At 60.7% G+C, this 18,508-nt stretch carries 13 protein-coding genes; 2 read left to right on the forward strand and 11 right to left on the reverse strand.

Annotation, left to right across the window (positions count from 1 at the left end; all coding sequences use genetic code 11):
• Window positions 1-152: 152 nt before the first annotated feature.
• The gene (locus PW789_RS15300) at window positions 153-1,415 is read right to left on the reverse strand and encodes a DUF2264 domain-containing protein (RefSeq protein WP_299378031.1); all 1,263 of its coding nucleotides are present in this window, start codon (window positions 1,413-1,415) and stop codon (window positions 153-155) included.
• Between the two features lie 260 nt (window positions 1,416-1,675).
• Here PW789_RS15300 and PW789_RS15305 point away from each other — a divergent pair, with 260 nt between their 5' ends.
• Window positions 1,676-5,089, forward strand: coding sequence for a carboxypeptidase regulatory-like domain-containing protein (locus PW789_RS15305; protein ID WP_299378034.1), 3,414 nt, complete (start codon window positions 1,676-1,678; stop codon window positions 5,087-5,089).
• Window positions 5,090-5,247: 158 nt separating this feature from the next.
• Here the strand turns inward: PW789_RS15305 and PW789_RS15310 are convergent, their stop codons facing one another.
• On the reverse strand, window positions 5,248-7,128 hold the full coding sequence (locus PW789_RS15310) for a glycoside hydrolase family 2 protein (protein ID WP_299378037.1): 1,881 nt from the start codon (window positions 7,126-7,128) through the stop codon (window positions 5,248-5,250).
• A gap of 273 nt (window positions 7,129-7,401) precedes the next feature.
• On the opposite strand from PW789_RS15310, the gene PW789_RS15315 reads away from it, so the two are divergent.
• On the forward strand, window positions 7,402-8,742 hold the full coding sequence (locus tag PW789_RS15315) for a Gfo/Idh/MocA family oxidoreductase (protein WP_299378039.1): 1,341 nt from the start codon (window positions 7,402-7,404) through the stop codon (window positions 8,740-8,742).
• Between the two features lie 88 nt (window positions 8,743-8,830).
• Here PW789_RS15315 and PW789_RS15320 read toward each other — a convergent pair whose 3' ends face one another.
• The 9 genes from PW789_RS15320 to PW789_RS15360 all read right to left on the reverse strand — a co-directional run bounded on the left by PW789_RS15320 (window position 8,831) and on the right by PW789_RS15360 (window position 18,440).
• Entirely contained in the window at window positions 8,831-9,715 is an 885-nt protein-coding gene (locus PW789_RS15320) for a sugar phosphate isomerase/epimerase (protein WP_299378042.1), read from the reverse strand.
• Between the two features lie 170 nt (window positions 9,716-9,885).
• A complete protein-coding gene (locus tag PW789_RS15325) occupies window positions 9,886-11,127 on the reverse strand; it encodes a M20 family metallo-hydrolase (protein WP_299378045.1) in 1,242 nt (413 codons plus the stop codon).
• Between the two features lie 4 nt (window positions 11,128-11,131).
• Window positions 11,132-11,866 (reverse strand): (S)-ureidoglycine aminohydrolase, encoded by a 735-nt coding sequence (allE, locus tag PW789_RS15330; RefSeq protein ID WP_299378048.1) that lies wholly within the window; start codon window positions 11,864-11,866, stop codon window positions 11,132-11,134.
• Window positions 11,859-13,142, reverse strand: coding sequence for an allantoate amidohydrolase (locus PW789_RS15335; protein WP_299378051.1), 1,284 nt, complete (start codon window positions 13,140-13,142; stop codon window positions 11,859-11,861). Before PW789_RS15335 ends, allE begins: the two co-directional genes overlap by 8 nt.
• On the reverse strand, window positions 13,105-13,950 hold the full coding sequence (pucL, locus tag PW789_RS15340; RefSeq protein ID WP_299378054.1) for a factor-independent urate hydroxylase: 846 nt from the start codon (window positions 13,948-13,950) through the stop codon (window positions 13,105-13,107). The genes PW789_RS15335 and pucL overlap by 38 nt, the downstream gene beginning before the upstream one ends.
• Before the next feature lie 8 nt (window positions 13,951-13,958).
• Window positions 13,959-14,303: a hydroxyisourate hydrolase gene (gene uraH / locus PW789_RS15345; protein ID WP_299378057.1), complete on the reverse strand. Its 345-nt coding sequence runs from the start codon at window positions 14,301-14,303 to the stop codon at window positions 13,959-13,961.
• The gene (gene uraD, locus PW789_RS15350) at window positions 14,300-15,682 is read right to left on the reverse strand and encodes a 2-oxo-4-hydroxy-4-carboxy-5-ureidoimidazoline decarboxylase (RefSeq protein WP_299378060.1); all 1,383 of its coding nucleotides are present in this window, start codon (window positions 15,680-15,682) and stop codon (window positions 14,300-14,302) included. The genes uraH and uraD overlap by 4 nt, the downstream gene beginning before the upstream one ends.
• Complete coding sequence (locus PW789_RS15355; protein ID WP_299378063.1) at window positions 15,679-16,197, reverse strand: (2Fe-2S)-binding protein; 519 nt, start codon at window positions 16,195-16,197, stop codon at window positions 15,679-15,681. Before PW789_RS15355 ends, uraD begins: the two co-directional genes overlap by 4 nt.
• The gene (locus PW789_RS15360; protein ID WP_299378066.1) at window positions 16,194-18,440 is read right to left on the reverse strand and encodes a xanthine dehydrogenase family protein molybdopterin-binding subunit; all 2,247 of its coding nucleotides are present in this window, start codon (window positions 18,438-18,440) and stop codon (window positions 16,194-16,196) included. The genes PW789_RS15355 and PW789_RS15360 overlap by 4 nt, the downstream gene beginning before the upstream one ends.
• Window positions 18,441-18,508 lie beyond the last annotated feature (68 nt).

The raw sequence follows: 18,508 nt of genomic DNA on the forward strand, positions 1-18,508 counted from the left end.
GCTTCGCAAAAGCTAATTGCCTCTGGCCTCGGCAAAAACTGCTGCGGCTGCACCTGCAAACTCTTCACCCGAGTTCGAGTGAGTGGCTTCTCAATGCAGGCCGTCAGCTCGAAGGGCAGGGAAATGACCATCGGTGACGTCTCCAACGCACGTCATCCTGCGATCGCGTGATCTGCCTTAAGATCTTCTCCGTTCCACACCTTCACCTCGGTCCACGGTTTCGCCGGACCCGACCAGAATGCATCGCTCTCCGGCAGGCCAAGCGGCAGCCATGCCGCGGCGCAAAGATAGAGGCTTCCCGTCGAGATATACGCCTCGCCCATACCCGGCTGATGCCCGGCAAATCCAATGCGCAGCCAGCCGCTCTCGTCGAAGGTCCCCGGCCGCTCGATCATCCTGCGCATCACCGCCGTCAGTGCGCAGCGAACCTGCTCCGGCGTCACCCCTTCCGGCAGCTCTTTACGCAGCGAAACGTCGCTCAGCAACTGGAACGCGCCGAAGCGATACGTGATCGAACGCCCTATCGCCGGAAACGTACCCTCCGGGCTGATCAGCCTCTCCTGGATCGCCGCATACCGCTGCGCGCGCTCCCACACCACCGGCTTCATCGTCGTCCACATCGACGACTTCGCAGGTACCGTCTCCAGCACCTTCATCATCAGCGGCTGAATCACGTAGCTGTTGTAGTAGTCCCAGTGAAAATTTCTGCCGTCGCCATACACGCCATCGCCCAGATACCACTCCTTATGCATCTCCAGCGCATAGTCCACGCGCAGCGAATCCCACCACGCGCCCATAAAGCACAGCCCTGCTTCGACCATCGCTGAAAACAACAGCCAGTTCGACTGTCCCGGCAACACCTGTCGTGTTGCTTCCAGCGCTTTGATTACATTAGTCTTCGTCGTCGCATCCAGCGGCTCCCATAGCTGTTTCGGCGCTCGCAGAATGCCCAGCACGAAAAACGCAGCGTCCACGACCGACTGCGAGGTCATGCCAAAGTTCATGTAGTCGGCCGACTTCGGATTCGTCCCATGCTGAATCCCCAGCCGCGCCCACTCGCGATATTTCGACTGCAGTGCAGCTTCTTTCCTGTTCGCAGCCGTTCCCTCCAGCCACGGCGCGATGCCGCACAGCAGGCGTCCAAATGCCTCCAGGTGGGTCGACTTCCGCCGTTCTTCCACGACTCCCGCCACGGCCTCCACCGGCATCTTTGCGCGCAGCTGCTCCCTGCTCACGGCCTCCAGCACCGGGTCCGAGACCCTCTGCATCACATCGATCCAGTACGCTCGATCGTCCTTCAGCTCTCCGGCCGGCATCTGCATCTCCGCCCGCAGCGGCATCGCAACTCCCGCGCCTGCTGCAAAAGCACTCTTAAGAAATCTCCTGCGACCGCCTGCGTCTCCTGCTGATGGCATCCCGCCCCACTCTCCTGTTTCTGAAAAAATCCTTGCCGATACGAAGCGAAATTATAGTGCAGCTTCCTCTAACCCTGATGGGTCTTGACAATGCCCATGGGTAAACCGGTTAATGGTGGGCGCTTTTGCGAACAGTTTTTTACGGTGACAGAAAAATCTTCTGTTCACGCATTCATTGTGCGTCAGGTATTCAGCGAGGGCAGCTTCGATACGACCTTCGCGACGCACATAGTTCGTTCATGAAATTAATGGAGGCAACCATGCAGTTCAAATTTTCACGAGTGATCGGTGCGCTTATGCTCACCATCGCCCTTGCCGTTACTTCTCTCTCTGCCAACGCCCAAAGTAGCTTTGGTCAGATCTCAGGTTCTGTCGACGATCCCACCGGAGCAGCCGTCCCCGAGGCCCAGATCACCATCACTGCCAATGGCACGCAGAACAAGCGCGTCATCACCTCTGACGCAGGCGGCGGGTACATCGCCACCAACCTTCCCATCGGCGAGTATTCAATCTCCGTCACCAAGACCGGCTTCCGCACCGCGCAGCAGTCCGGCGTCTACATTACCGCCGATGCCAAGGTCACCTCTAACTTCATTCTGCAGATCGGTCAGGCCAACGAGGTCGTTGAAGTTCAGGGCGGCGCCATCGAGACGCTCAACACCACATCCGGCGAAGTCGCCCGCGTCATCGACTCCAAGCAGGTCGAAAACCTCGCTCTCAACGGCCGCAACTACACCCAGCTGCTCACCCTCATCCCCGGAGCCGTCGTCACCAACCCCGACATCTTCTCCGTCACTACTTCGCTGGCTTCCACCAACCAGACCATCAACGGCAACCGTGGCGATACCGGCAACCTCACTGTCGATGGAGCGTTCAACCAGGCCTCCGGCTCCAATGGCTCGCTCATGAACAACGTCGGCCCCGACTTCATCAGCGAGGTCAAGATCGATACCTCGAACGCCTCCGCCGAGTACGGACGCAACTCCGGCCCGACCTTCAACATCGTCACCAAGTCCGGCACCAACGCCTTCCACGGCGGCGCCTTCGAGTTCCTTCGCAACAACTATCTCGACTCCGCCAACTACATCGCACGCAAGAAGACACAGCTCATCTACAACGACTTCGGCTTCTTCGTCGGCGGTCCCATCATCAAAGACAAACTTTTCTTCTTCGTCGGGGAAGAGTGGAAGCGTCTCCGTCAGCAGGCCACCGCCACGACCTATACCGTGCCGACAACCGCCATGCTCAACGGTGACTTCTCCGCCCTCTGCACCGGTGCAGGCGGCAGCTTTAACTCATCGGGTACCTGCTCCAACGCCTCCGGCCAGCTCTACCAGCCCGGCACGGCAACGCCCATCGCCAACAACAACATCGCGTCGCAGATCACTCCCGACGGCCGAGCCATCGCCAATGTCTACAAGACCATCAGCGCAGCTGGCCTCAGCTTCCGCGATGGCGGTATCCCCAGCAACAACCTCACCCTGGCTCCCTCCAATCCGTTCGACTTTCACCAGGATCTCGTCCGCTTCGACTACGTCATCAACCAGAAGCACAGCATCTATGGTCGCTGGATCCATGACAAGAACTCCCTCATCGATCCCTTCGGCACTTTCTCCAACAGCGGCATCCTCAACACCACGCCCACGCAGCGCAATCGCCCCGGACAGAGCTATCTCGTCTCCTATACCTGGGCCGTATCGTCCAACCTCATCAACCAGGCGCAGGCCAACGCCAGCTGGGCTGCACAGCGTATACCTCCCGTCGGCGACAACTGGAAGCGTGAGACCTATGGCTTCGAGTTTGCAAAAATCTATCCCAACGCCGGTACGTATCCCAACGGCATTCCCCAGGTAAACACCACCAACTTTGCCGGGATGCAGGGACCCAACTTCGCCCTGCTCTCACCGACCACCGACATCCAGGTGGGCGACACCCTCACCTGGATCAAGGGCAACCACACGATGAAGTTCGGTGCTGTGGTCATCCGCGACCGCGTCGACCAGAACGGCCGCGCCAACTACACCGGCACTGCCAACTTCCAGCCCGCGAACTGCGGCGCCACAGGAAGAGCCTCCAACGTAAATACAACGTGCTATGCCCTTGCGGACTCCTTCCTCGGAAACTTCAGCAGCTACTCTGAAGCCAGCGCCGATCCCATGGGTCACTTCCGCTTCACCCAACCTGAAGCCTTCGCGCAGGACTCGTGGCGCGCCACCCGTAAGCTGAGCCTCGAGTTCGGCATCCGCTGGCAGGGTATCTTCCCCTGGTACACGCAGGGCAACAACATCGGCAACTTCGATCCTGCCGTCTACGCAAGGAACACCCCCGTCACCCTGCTCACCAACGGACGCATCGATACCACCAAGGGAGGCAATCCCTACGCCGGTCTGGTGCGCGCTGGCAGCGGTGTTCCTGCCGATCAGCAGATCCGCGTTCCCAACGTCAACACCTCGCTCTTCCCACTCATCCCCGCCGGCGCGCCGCGTGGTCTCTTCAACTCTCACGGCTCCTTCGGTCCCCGCTTCGGGTTTGCCTACTCCATGGACGACAAAACCGTCATCCGCGGTGGCGTCGGCATGTTCTACTACCGTGCGCAGGGCAACCTGATCTTCTCGCAGCTCAACATCGCACCCTTCCTCTCCAACACCAACCTCGACTTCGGCAATCTGGCCACGCTCAACAGTGTGCCAGCAGCCGCCACAACCCAGGCCGGTATCAACGCGATCGATCCCAACTCGCGCACGCCGTATACCTACCAGTACAGCCTCGGCGTACAGCGCCAGCTCTCGCGCTCGATCCTGTTCGAACTCAACTACGTGGGCAGCGTCTCGCACGGCCAGCTTGCTACGCCCAATATCAACTTCCCGGCTCTCTCCACCGTGGCCGCGAACCGCGCACTTGGCATCACCAACACCACTTACTCCAATCCCTATAAGGGATTCACCTCTATTGGCATGAACCGCTTTGCCTCCAACTACAACTACAACTCGCTGCAGGCCTTTGCCTCCAAGCGGGCCGGCTTCCTCACCTCCACCATCGCCTACACCTACTCCAAGGCTCTCGGCGACTCCAACGGCAACAACCAGACCCTCGAGAACTGGAGCAACCTCAGCTACAACTACGGCTACCTCTCCAACGATCGCCGCCACGCTTTTGTGGCAACCTTCGTCGCGCAGGCGCCCGAACTCAAGGGACACAATATCGTCGTTCGCGAGGTTGCAGGAGGATGGCAGCTCAGCGGTGTTGCCCGTCTCCAGAGCGGTGCCTACTACAACCTGCAGGCAGTCTCCGCCCTTGGCGTCGGCAACGTTCGCCCCAGCTACAACGGCGGTAAGATCCTCGCTAATAACCACGCCGGACTCAACGGCTACGTCTGCGGAACCGCTGCCAGCGGCTGCGCCAACCCCTTCACCGTTCCCACCGGAGCCAACTACGGTAACGCACCCTACGGTGCGGTTGAGGGGCCCGGACTGGCCCAGACCGATGTCACGCTCTCGAAGTTCTTCCCCATCACCGAGCGCGTCCGTATCAAGATCCAGGCCGACGCCTTCAACGTCCTCAACCGCACCAACTTCAACGGTCTCAACTTGACGACCACCAACAGCAACTTCGGAACCATCTCCTCTGCCTTTCCCCCAAGGCAGCTGCAGCTCGCTGCTAGGCTAGTCTTTTAGCCAAACGGCAACGCAGTGCAACAAAAGGAGCAGCCCACAAGGGCTGCTCCTTTTTGTTTTGAATCATCCGCGCAATCGCCACGAAAACATCATCAACGCAGCGGAAGATCGCTTCTCTCCCGAAGCGCCACCCGACCATCGGGCAGCGCTTCTAGCCTTTACTCCGCCTTGCCGACCGCCCTCTCCTTGTATGTCTTCTGGAACAGATAGAAAGCCATCTTCTTCTCACCCTTCTCCGAGAACAGCCCCTTGCGGTTATACCCATCCTGCAGCTTGGGAATATTCCTCGTCGGCGATCGGAAGTCCATCAGCACCCACGGCACCAGCCCGCGCACCTGGGGGATCTTGTTGATCATCACGAACTGGTGCTCGTAGACGTTCACCTGCTGCTCCTCGGCCCAGCGTTCCGTCTTGCCGCCATGCACGCCATACTTGGCCTCTGCGCCAAACTCCGACATCAGGATCGGCTTCTGCGGCAGCGTCCACACCATCGTATCCGCGTCCTCCGGCTTGCCCTCGTACCATCCCACATACTCGTTCTGCCCTATGATATCCAATGCATTCGCCAGCGGATCGTCCTGCACCATCTGGTTGCCCTTCGCATGCGGCCCAATCAGCGCCGAGGTAATCGGTCGCGTCGGATCCAGCGTCCGCGCCTCGTTCGCCAGGTTTGTCAGGAACTTTGTACGCTGCGGCTCATTCGGAGTTTCATTCGATACCGACCACATAATTACTGAAGCCTTGTTCCTGTCCCGCCGGATCATCTCGTGCAGCATGTTCTCAGCCTTCGCATACACCTCCGGCTTGTCGTACGAGATCCTCTGCCAGATTGGAATCTCCGACCAGATCATCACGCCATCGCGGTCCGCCTCACGCTCCATCCGCTCATCATGCGGATAGTGGCACAGCCGCACAAAGTTCGCGTTCAGGTCGTGCAGAAAGCCGAAGATCGCCTTCACGTCCTCGTCGTTATTCACGCGCCCGCCGCGGTATGGAGCCTCCGCATGCATATTCGCGCCCTGCAGAAAGATCGCCTTGCCGTTCAGCATGATCTTCGTGCCTTCCACGCGAATGTCGCGGAAGCCGATATCATCCGTCAGCGCATCCTGACCCGAAGCCAGCTCAACCTTATAAAGCTTCGGCGTCTCCGGCGACCACAGCGTCAGACCCTTCGCCTTCACCTCGAAGGCCGCACGCCCTTCGGCATCCGTCTTTGCCGTCGTCGTCACACCGGCCTCGGGAACCTTCACCGTCACCGTCGTACCCGCAGCCGCTCCCTCCACATGCACATAGCCCGTCAGCGTATCGGCATTCGCGGTAGAGAACGTGGCATCGTGCTTCAGGTGCACATCGTAGTCGTCGATGAATTTGTCCGGCACCGTCACCAGCGACACATCGCGATGAATGCCTCCATAGTTGAACCAGTCAATTCCGATCCCCGGAATCTGATCCACATGCCGAGTCGAATCCACCGCGATCACCACGAAGTTCGCCCCTGGCTTCAGCGCCTGCGTTACGTCGCAGTCGAACGGCGTAAATCCGCCCTCGTGATCGCAGATCCTCTTCTGGTTCACCCACACGTACGACATGTAGTTCGCCGCGCCGATATGCAGAAACGTCCTTGTCCCCGGCTTCGGCTGGAAATCGAAGTCCCTCTGAAACCACACCACGCCCTCGTAGTGAAACAGCGTCGGGACCTGCGTATTCCAGTCGCCCGGAATCTTCATCGTCGGTGCGGTCGAAAAGTCGTACTCCTCGTTGTGCGGTCCGCTCGTGATGTTCGGATGCGTGTTCATCGCATAGCCGTTATCGCGAACCGTGCCGTTCAGCGTGTAGAGTCCGCGCGCAGGCGGCTGATCCACCAGGTAATGCCAGTCGCCGTTCAGCGACGTCACATTGCGGTGATCGACACCCACCAGCAGCGTCTCTAAGGGATGCTGCGCCACGGCAGGCAGTGTCGCGGCAAACGCCAGCACTGCAGCCATGCCGCAGCGGCGGACAGACGTCTCTCCAAGGCACGTCAGAAATTGATTCATCATGCGCGGTCTTCCCGGAATCTATAAATTTTGGTGAGAAAGAGCTGGTGTCCTGAATCTCATCGCACTGGCCGGACCACCCGCTCAATCGGCCAATGCTATCAAAGCCGCACAACACCCCGCGAGCTTGGCCGCTGCCGACGTACTGAGGCATATGCCATAAGCACTCACCCCATGCGCGCATGTAAGATGTCTCGTGAAACCTGAGCACTCTCGCCGCGCGTGCTCAACCACCGCATGCGGCGGCGCATCAACTGCCCCTTGGAGAAGACTGTCATGACCAATCTGAGTCGCCGGCGCTTCCTGCAGAACTCTTCTGCTGCCGCCGCCCTCGCCACGACGCTGCGCCCTCTTGCTTTCGCGCAGTCGCCTTCCCGCACCCTCGGCCCCAACGATAAGATCAACGTCGCGCTCATCGGCGCCGGCATTCGCGGACAGGGCATCACCTCCACCGCCCTCCAGGTCCCCAACATCAAGCTCCTCGCCGTTGCCGACTGCTACGACGGCCGTCTCACTCACGCCAAGGAGCTCTGGGGAGCCGATATCTTCACCACCCGCGACTATAAAGAGATCCTCGCCCGTCCCGACATCGACGCCGTCATCGTCGCGACCCCGGATCATTGGCACATGCAGGCCGCCTGCGACGCCATGAACGCGGGCAAGGACGTCTACTGCGAAAAGCCGATGATTCACGCTTACTCTGACGGTCCCAAGTTCATCGAGACTGCGAAGAAGAACAACCGCATCCTCCAGGTCGGCAGCCAGCGCGTCAGCTCGATCCTCTATGCCAAGGCCAAGGAACTGCTCGCCTCCGGAGCCATCGGCAAGCTCAATATGGTCTCCGCCCACTGGGATCGCTCCACCGCGCAGGGCGCATGGGACTACACCGTTCCGCCGGACGCCAACACCACCACCTGCGACTGGCCGCGTTTCCTCGGCTCCGCCCCCAAGATTCCCTGGAACGGCGAACGCTTCTTCCAGTGGCGCAAATGGTCCGACTACGGCTCCGGCGTCGCAGGCGATCTCTTCGTTCACCTCTTCAGCGGAACTCACTTCATCACCGGCTCCACCGGCCCCACCCGCGCCATGTCCACCGGCGGGCTCCGCTACTGGAAGGACGGCCGCAACGCGCCCGACGTCCTGCTCGCGCTCTTCGACTACCCGCAGGAGTTCAACCTCAGCCTGCGCGTCAACTTCGTCGCTGGCGCCGACGACAACGAAGGCTTCCTCTTCACCGGCTCCGACGGCCTCATCGAGATCGCTGGCAACTCCGTTATCCTCACCCGCAAGCCCATGTCCAAGGAGCCCGGCTACAACGTCGGCACCTTCGCCAACGCCATGCAGAAAGAGGCGATCGCCGACTACAACAAGAAGTACCCCAGCACCACGCAGACCGCAGGCGTCTCCCCGTACATCGAGCGCTTCGACGCTCCCCACGGCTACAACGATACCTACGACCACTTCGTGAACTTCTTCAACTCCGTCCGCACCCGCCGCCAGCCCATCGAGGATGCCACCTTCGGCTTCCGCGCCGCAGGCGCCGCGCTCCTCTCCAATCTCTCACTCGAAAAGGGCAAGATCATGGAGTGGAACCCCGACACCATGAAGCTGGGTTAATCACGCTCTCAGCGCAACGAACTGCTAATCAGAAACAAAAACGGCCATACACCGCAAAGGGTATGGCCGTCGTCTCTCTCCCAATAAACTAAAGCGCTTTCAGATAATCCGCATCCACCTTCAACGATTCCTTCCAGGGAATATCGAAGGCCTCCTGCTCTACAAACGCATGCGTAATCTTCTGGTTCTTCCCCGCCGCCGCAAAGATCGGCTTGTAATCGATCGAGCCGCGCCCCAGCTCCGTCACCTTCGCCTCTTCGTGGTTCGCAGGCGAGGGATTTGACGGCAGCTTGAAGTCCTTCACATGCAGCATCGAGAAGCGATGCGGATACTTCTTGAACAGCTCTGCAGGATTGTGTCCCGCTACCATCGCCCATCCGCAGTCCAGCTCGAAAGTCGTCTTGCTCGGATCGCAGATGCGAAGCAGCTCCTCGTAAGGAACCTTGCCATCCACCGGCTCAAACTCCAGCCAGTGATTGTGGTAGCCAAACGTGATGCCCTCAGACTTCAGCTTCGCGCCCGTCGTGTTGAACGACTCTGCGTTGTACTGCCAGTCCTCGATCGTCAGTGGCCCTGCCTTGGTTCCCGGCGCAGGCGGATTCTTCCGTCCCGGCCCCGGGCAGATGATGTAGCTTACGCCCATCGTCTTTTCAAACTCAATCGTCTCGTCCAGGTTCTTCGTCACATCCACAAACGAGCGGTGTGAACTCACGCACTTCAGTCCCGCCTTATCCAGAGCTGCGCGAATCTCCTTCGCCGGCTTCTTCGGCAGCGACGCCGACTCCACCTGTACGAATCCTGCCTCACGTACCGCCGCCAGTGCACCCTCAAAGTCCTCGGCCATCTGCTGGCGCACGCTGTACAACTGGATTCCCGGCTGTAACCCAAACGGCATGCCAAAGGAGAACCGCGTTGACATGCTGGCAGCCACCGCCGCCGCTCCACCTAGAAAACTCCTGCGAGTTACAGCCATTCTTTCTTCCTCCTCAACCTGTCTCGATCTCCGCCCGCGGTCGTGCACGCACGCATTCCCAGCCGCGCACCCACACGCAGGGCACGCGCCCAAGTCTACTGCACTCCCTACATCCTCTGTCTACAAGCAGGGGCATTTATCGCCCACCCGCCACGCGGGGCGTGCAATATTTACACTGCTGCCAGCCGTGCCAGCGTCCCTGCCAGCACTGCAACGCCGCGCGTAATGTCTTCCGGCGACGCATACTCATCCGGCCGATGACTCACCCCATCACGGCACGGGATAAAGATCATCCCCATCGGCGCCATCCGCGCCATAAACAGCGAGTCGTGATACGCCCGGCTCACCATCTTCTTAGCCGCTACACCCAACTCACCGGCAGTGTCCGCAATCGCATTCACAATCGCAGGCGAGGCCTCCGCCGGGGCATCCGCATTTACCTGTTCGATGCTGATCTTCACCCCGCGGCGTTCCTCTACCTCGCGACACGCAGCACCAATCTCCGTCAGAACGCCATCCCGCCGCGCCTCATCCGTATCGCGAACATCTACCTCCATCACTACGCGGCTCGGCACGCTGTTTACCGCTCCGGGATAAATCGCGCACTTACCCACCGTGCCGCACGTGTCGATTGCTCCTGTGCCCTTCGCCGCCTTCTCCACCGCGAGCACAATCTCCGCCGCCGCACAGAACGCGTCTTTGCGATAGGGCATCAACAGTGCACCCGCATGGCCACCCTCGCCCTCAAACGTGATCCGCAACCCCGAAGGCGCGGCAATATTCGTCACGATGCCAATCGGGATTCCTTCACGCTCCAGCAGCGGTCCCTGCTCGATATGCAGCTCCACAAATGCGGCATAGTAGTCCTCGCCGAGACGTACGCTCTCGATGGAACCGGTGAACCCCGCTGCCGTCCGCAGCTCTTCGAGCGACCGTCCCTCTGCATCCTTCAGCCTCTGGTCCGCACCTGCATCCAGCGCACCCGAAAGCAGCCTGCTGCCAAAACATCCAATCCCAAACCGCGTCGGCTCCTCCGCCGTAAACAGCAGCAGCTCGACCGACCGCCGAGGCTGATACCCGCTCTCCTTCAGCGAACGAATCGCCTCCAGCCCGCCCAGCACGCCAACGGTACCGTCATACGCCCCGGCATAGGGGATCGCATCGATATGCGATCCCGTCCCGATCGCAGGAAGTGAAGGCTCCAATCCCTCCCAGCGCACAAACACATTGCCGACGGCGTCGTTACGCACCGCAAGCCCAGCCTTGCTGCACAATCCCGCGAACCACTCCCGCGCCAGCCCGTCCGCATCGCTGTATACAACGCGGGTGATCGCCGGTGGCTCCACCTCTGAGATCGTTGCGAGATGCTCCAGCTCCCCCATCAGACGTTGCGTGTTGACCGTGACCGCCATCGCGTTACACCTCACCCAGTGGATGCCGGTTCGTATCCTTATAGATGAGATACTTCGCAGGCGTCTTCCCCAGCGCACCAAACCATTGCGGGCAGTAAGGGGCCATCCATATAAAGTCGCCCTTCGTCACCGGCAGCCACTCATCGCCCAGCCGATAGATGCCGCCGCCCTCCAGCATCAACAACCCATGCTCCATCACATGAATCTCCACCATTCCCAGCGCCGCGCCCGGCTGGTACGTCATCAGGTTCACCGCAAAGTCATACTGCGGCTGATCGGGAATCAGTGTCTGGACCCGCAGGTCCTCATCCCCCATCAACGCCGTCGAGGCCACATCCTTCTCATTACCCGAGACCGCAAGCCCCGCGGCAACTCCCGAAGTCGGGACATATCTCTTCTCAATCACCACCACACAGCTCTTCTCCGTAGCGGCAACATTGTGCACGTTGCCCTCCGGAAAATACGCATAGCCCCCCGGGCCGATCAGGCCGGCGACGCCATCCGCCTCCAGCGCCCCTTCCAGCACATACACAAACCTCTGCCCCGGAGTCGGCCCCAGCATGCCACCCGCCTCGAACTCCGCCGTGTACTGCGTGAACCCCGCGCCCATCTGCGGTGCCGCATGCACAATCGCCACCGCGTTCTTCATCCCCGGCAGCGTCGTGCGAACAAACGTATCCGGCGTCTGCAACAGATGTGTCGGCTTATAGCTGCTGCGTGTCACTCCCAGATTATGCATGTGTGTCCTTTGCCTGATCGAACATCTTCAAAAACTCCATCCCCACCGCCAGCGCCTTTGCCACATCACCTTCATACACCAACTCGTCGGGATGATGACTGATTCCTCCCGGGCTACGAAGAAAGATCATCGCGGTCGGCAACCGCTCCGCGACAACCATCGCATCATGTCCCGCTCCGCTCATCATCCGCAACACCGCCACCTCCGCCGCACTCGCCGCGTTCTCCACCATGTGCGTCAACGACGCATCCATTGCCACTGCCCTCTGCTCCATCGAAGAGCTCCAGGCCATACCCAGTCCTCGTCCGTCCGCAATCTCCTCTGCCTTGGAGATCAGCGCATCGACCGCGCTCCGTCGAATCGTATCGTTGGCATGGCGAACATCCAGGCTCGCCCTCGCCTCGCCCGCAATCACATTCCCCACGCCCGGCACAGCCACAACCCGTCCCACCGTCGCCACCAGCCCATCCTTGCCACGAGCCTCCCGCTCCACCTCGACGATCCATTCCGCCATCGCCGCAACCGCATCGCGCCGCAGCCGCATCGGCGTCGTGCCTGCATGATTCGCCGTGCCCATAAACACTATTTCGCCGCGCGTCTGCCCCGCAATCGTATCCACCAGCCCCAGCGAAAGATCCTCGCTCTCAAGCACTGGTCCTTGTTCGATATGGAACTCGAGATATCCGCGCGCTGCCCTGTTGAAGCGGGCCTCCACCATCCGCCCCGGATCGAGCCCGAATCCTCGAATCGCCTCGCCGACGCTCACGCCATCCGCATCCACCGTCGCAAGCAGTTCATCATCCACGCGTCCCACCAAAGCCCTGCTGCCCACAAACGGTACGCGAAAACGAACGCCCTCTTCCTCAGAGAACGCGACCAGCTCCACCGCGCAGCGCAGTTTTTGTCCCTGCAACATCTCCACCAGCGCCAGGCCAATCATCACGCCCAGCACGCCGTCGAACGCACCAGCATTCGGCACTGTATCGAGGTGCGACCCAATCAACAGCCGCGGGGCATCGTCGCTCATCCCCGCGTAAAGGCCACGCAGATTGCCTGCAGCATCGATTGTGACGCTGCACCCGGCGGCCTCCATCAACGACTGCACCCGTACCATCGCCACACGCATCGCCGGCGAAAGAAACGTACGTGTCGTCTCACCCGCAACATCCGTGATCGCCGCCAGTTCGCGGCATCGGTCCACTGCCCGGGCAGCAGTATGCAGCAATATCTCGTCCGGCTCAGTCTTCGCGCCGGATGGTTGCCTCAATATATCCATAGGGCTCCTCCGTCGGAACAAAGATCTCGTTCTTATTCGTCTTGCCGAACCGGCTCAGGTCCACCAGCAGACAGTGCTTGTTCGGCATCGTCAGCGTCATCTCGTCGATCGCCGCGTGCGACTCCAGTGCCGCTTTTGCCATTGCATACAACGTGTGCTGCACCGACCTGCTCTCATGCTCCGCAAACACCGTCAACAGCACATCCCGCGTCGTCCTGCGAGCGGTAGCAAAGTCCACTTCGTCGCTGATGTAGTTCCACTGCGCCCGCAACGCCGTGCCGAACAACCTGTCCGCCGTCTCCGGCAGCGTCGTATGTACATCGCGAAGAAACCCCTCGAACCCCGAGTTTGCCGTCTTCATGATCACCAGGTTATCCAGTCCCGACAACACCGTTACGGCTGCGCGTTCGCGCCGCACGGTTGTTGTCTCTACCTCGCCGCCATCTTTCGCAAAGGCCGAAGGCGCCGCAATCCCACCGACCGTCAGATGACTCCACGGCACACCCGTAACATTCACCGTCGCGGAATCGATCTGCGGATTCGTCGCAATCAGGTAGCCGCTCAGCTCCAGCGCAAACTCCTCAATCGTGGTCGCCCCCGTATCCTTCGCCAGCGAGTAGACCGTGTTCTTCATCGAGTCCGTTGCCATGATGCGCGCGTTATCGCCCTCCTCGAAGCAGTCGAGAAAGTCCCCCGTCAGCAGCACCTCGACGTTCCATTCCTCGAAGCTGTGCACCGGCCTGTCGCGTTTCACGCGAACCACGCGCACGCGATGCTTGCCATACCTGTTCTCTGCCAGTCTGATCATCGCTGCCCTCAACTCCCTCGGTAGGTCGTATACCCGTTCGCCGTCAGCAGCAGAGGGATATGCAGATGCTCCTCGCCCTCGCGCACCGTGAACGTAATCTCCACAAACGGATACAGTCCCGTCAGCGCATGCGCCTCATAGTACGCCGCCGTCTCGAAGCGCACGCGATACTCTCCAGCGAGCAATGCAACTCCATCCGGCAGCATCTGCCTGCATCGTCCATCACTGTCCGTCTCCTTCGTTGCCAGCGTCTGCCACGCGCCGCCATCATCCAGCCGCAGCAGCGCCACGCCGACGCCCGCAGCAGGCCGTCCGGCCGTTGTATCCAGAATGTGCGTCGAAATGCCGCTCATGCTCCCGCCTCCGTCCTCAGCCACTTCGCCAGCCGAAGTTGCATAATCTCCTCCTGCTGCGCCGCGGACTCGCGCATCTCCATCGCCTCATTGTTCGCCAGTCGTCGCTCCAGAATCGACAGGATCTCCTCCGGCTTCTTGCCCGTCGCACACACGATAAAGATCCTGCCGAACCGCTCCTCGTAGCGGCGATTGCCTTCAGCGATCGCGCGCTTCACCGCATCCTCGCTCTCCGCTACGCCGCGCTGCTCGCCCTCCGACCACTTCGCGGAAGCAGCCGTCGTCGCGCGATCGGCATGGCGCTCGCCAATCCGAGGATGGCTGCGAAACGCCTCATCCCAATCGCTCTCGCTCATCCCGCGCCAGATCTCGCCAGCTCTCTCCAGGACAGACGCCTCATAGGCGAACGGCCGAGCTGCCACCATCGCCTCCGCCCACGCCGTGGAGCCGCAGCAGGAGAGCATGGTGCGCACCGCTTCTGCTGCTGGCGATACATTCCAGCGCGACAGCGTATCGTTACTCGTCACTCCACGCAGAAACTCCTCCAACAGGTTTCCCGCAACCGCAATGCGATAAGCCCGCGTCGAGCGAATGTCGTCGATCGGCGAGACCTCTGCCTCCAGCGCTCGCCGCGCCTTGCGAATCGTCTCACTGCTAATCTGCTGGCCATTCAACGAACTCTCCACCCCGCGCATCCGCAGCGGCATCGGTGCCATACTGCCGAAAGCCACGCGAATCTCTGCAATCCGTCCGCGATCCATGCGTGCCAGCGCGGCCATACACAGCTTCGAGATCGCCTGCGCATTGCGCGGCCCCACCTTGCGTGCCACGCTCAGCCAGCCCACATAACGCCGCGGCAGCACAATCGTCCGAATCAACTCATCCGGTGCCAGCAGCGTCTTCTTATATCCGACATGAAAATCTCCGTAACGCACACGCCTCTCGCCGCGCACCGAGACCAGCACCAGCTCGGCCTCATACACCAGCAGCGCGGGAAGGGAATCGGCCGCCGGCGAGGCGTTCACAATATTGCCGCCCAGCGTACCGCGATTCTGATTCGCTATGCTCCCTGTCCACGCTGCCGCCGTGCTCAGCAAAGGAAAATCCGTGCCGACAATCGCATCCCGCCGCAGGTCGGCATACGTACATCCCGCGCCGATACGCAGCTCTGTCTCCGTCTGCGCAATACCGCGCAGTTCGTCGATCTTACGGATACTCACAAAGCGCGTCGGCATCAATCTACCCGCACCAAACTGCACCATCACTTCGGTGCCGCCCGCCACCGGCGTCCACAACCCCGGCTCCTTCGCCATCAGGCCAAGCGCGTCGTGCAGCGAACGCGGCGCCACCATCTCGTAGCTCGAAGGCATCGACCTCATCGGCGCGCGGCCTCCTCGCCCGTCAACACCTTCAGCTCCTCATGCGTCATGCTCTCCGCCGCGCTCTTCACCGCTTCGAAGATCCGCGTATAGCCGGTGCAGCGGCAAAGATTGCCGTTCAATCCCTCGCGTATCTCCTCCATGGTCGGCTGCGGATGCTTCTTCAGCAGATTCACCGTCGCCACAATCATGCCGGGCGTGCAGATACCGCACTGCGCACCGCCACACTCCAGAAACGCCTTCTGCACCGGATGCAGCGCGGCACTCGCCAGCCCCTCCACCGTGCGCACGTCAGCACCATCAGCCTGCAGCACCGGTACCAGGCAGCTGTTCACCAGCTCTCCGTTCATCAGCACGGAACACGATCCGCACTCGCCCTCGCCGCAGCCTTCCTTCGTGCCCGTCAGCGCCAGCTCGTTGCGCAGCACATCCAGCAAACGCGCCATCGGATACGCCGAGACCTCGACCTCGCGCCCATTCACCGTGAACCGTACCTGTTGCTTCGCCGCGCTCACGCCGTCACCTCGTCTATCTCATGCGAACGCGACAGCACGTCAAACACATCCTCCGGCAACAAGGGAATCGAGCGGAACTCCTCGCCCGTCGCCGCCACCACGGCATTGATGATCGCCGGCGCCGGACCATCCATCGGCAGCTCGCCGATACCCTTCGCTCCATAAGGTCCATACGCGTAAGGAATCTCTTCGAAGAACACGCGAATTGGCGGCAGGTCTTCCGAGGTCGGCATGATGTAGTTCGTCATCTGGTTGTTCATCATGCGTCCCCTGTTCCACACAACCTTTTCATACAGCGCATAGCCGATCCCCTGCGCCACGCCGCCCTCAATCTGTCCCGCCGCCAGCACCGGATGCAGCACGCGCCCAATCTCCTGCAGCGCCACAAAGTCATCCACCGTCACGCTGTATGTCGCCGTGTCCACTGTTACCTCGGCCACATACACCGCCCAGCCAAACGCCGGATAGGCCTCGCCCATGTACTTCGAATCATCCCAGAAGACATTTGGCGGAGCCTCATACCGTCCGCATCCATTCAGCGCGCCCATCGTCCGCGTGTACTCGTTGCACGCCGCACGAAAGGCATCGCGCCCATCGCCCTCGTGCATCAGCCCCGCATCCACCAGCTTCTTCTGCATGTCGAACGCAGCCGTCTGCACCAGCTTGCCGATAATCATCGCTGTGCGCGAAGCCACCGTCGGTCCGCTGTTCGGCACCACACGCGTATCGATCGGAGCCATCGACACATCCTCATACTCCAGGCCCAGCGTCTCCGCGGCAATCTGCGTCAGGATCGTGTTCGTCCCCTGTCCAAACTCCGTGCTCGACACCAGCACCCGCACCTCGCCGCGCTCGTTCGCCTCCACGCCTACCAGCGCATTCAGATAGCGTTCGCCCGACCCGGTAAATCCTGCGCCATGCAGAAACGCTGCAATCCCCATGCCCTTCTTTTTCGAGCTCGTGGCATTCGTCTTCGCGAACCGTGCCATCTTTGCGTGATAGCCACTCAACTCCAGCGCACGATCCAGCAGGTGCGGCATGTCGATCGGTTCGCGAATCTCCTGCGCCGTCGCCGTTGTCTGCCCCGGCTTCAAAAGATTCCTGCGGCGAAACTCATCCGGAGCCAGCCCGATCGTTCGTGCCACAAAATCCATGTGCCGCTCCAGCGCAAACAGACTCTGCGGAGCGCCAAAGCCACGAAACGCCCCATGCGGAGGCGTGTTTGTCGCCACGGCCTTCGACTTCACACGAATATTCGGCCAGTAATAAGGCCCTCCCGCATGGATCGTTCCCCTCGACAACACCACCGGCGACAGCGTCGAATAGGCTCCGCCATCGATTACAAATTCAATCTCCGCGCCCAGCAGCTTGCCGTCTTTGTCTACGGCCGTCCGATGACGCGTGCGCGAAGGATGCCGCTTCGTCGTCGCAGCCATATCCTCCATGCGGTCGTACACGATCTTCACCGGCCTGCCCGCCTTCTTCGCCAGCAGCAGCGCATGCCCCGCAATGATCGACGGATAATCCTCCTTGCCCCCAAACGCTCCGCCCGTCTCCACCTGCAGCACGCGCACCTTCTCCGCAGGCAGTCCCGTCAGCGCCATCAGCGCTTTATGCACATAGAACGGGCACTGCATCGACCCCCACACCGTGGCGCCCTCATCTTCGCTCCACTGCGCAATCACGCCGTTGTTCTCGATGTACAGCTGCTCCTGCGCGCCGGTCGTGTACTCGCCTTCCACGATCCACGCGGCGTCTTTCCACACCTCATCCACCGCGCCCTTATCGATCGTGTACGTCTTGAAGATATTGTTCGTGCCCCAGATCACCTCGGCACAGCTCTCGCTGTCTTCCATCGAGTGAATCGAAGGCTGCGCCTCATACTCGATCTTCACCGCAGCCACTGCCAGCGGCAGCAGATGGCGATCTTCATGCGCCAGCAACAGAATCGGCTCTTCCGGATGATTGATCTGCGTCTCTGCAAGAATCGGCTGGTCGTCTGTAATCAGCGAGACGACATTCTTGCCCGGCACATCCTCCGCCGTCACCACAACAAATTCATTCCACGGCACGCCTTCGCCGAATTCGATCTTCGCAATCCTGCCGCGCGCAATCGTGCTCCGCACCGTCGCGCCGTACATCATCCCCTCAAAGCTGAGGTCGTCGATATACCGCGCCGTTCCAGTGACCTTTGGAGCGCCTTCCTTCCTCGGAACCGAAACTCCAACTACGCGCTGACTCAAGCGATCCTTTCACCAACGGCTGCCAGGCCGTTTTGCGGAATCCACGTAGCATACAAACACCCACGCGA

The sequence above is a fragment of the Edaphobacter sp. genome, from assembly GCF_028283685.1.
In the GTDB taxonomy this organism is placed as follows: Bacteria; Acidobacteriota; Terriglobia; order Terriglobales; family Acidobacteriaceae; genus Edaphobacter.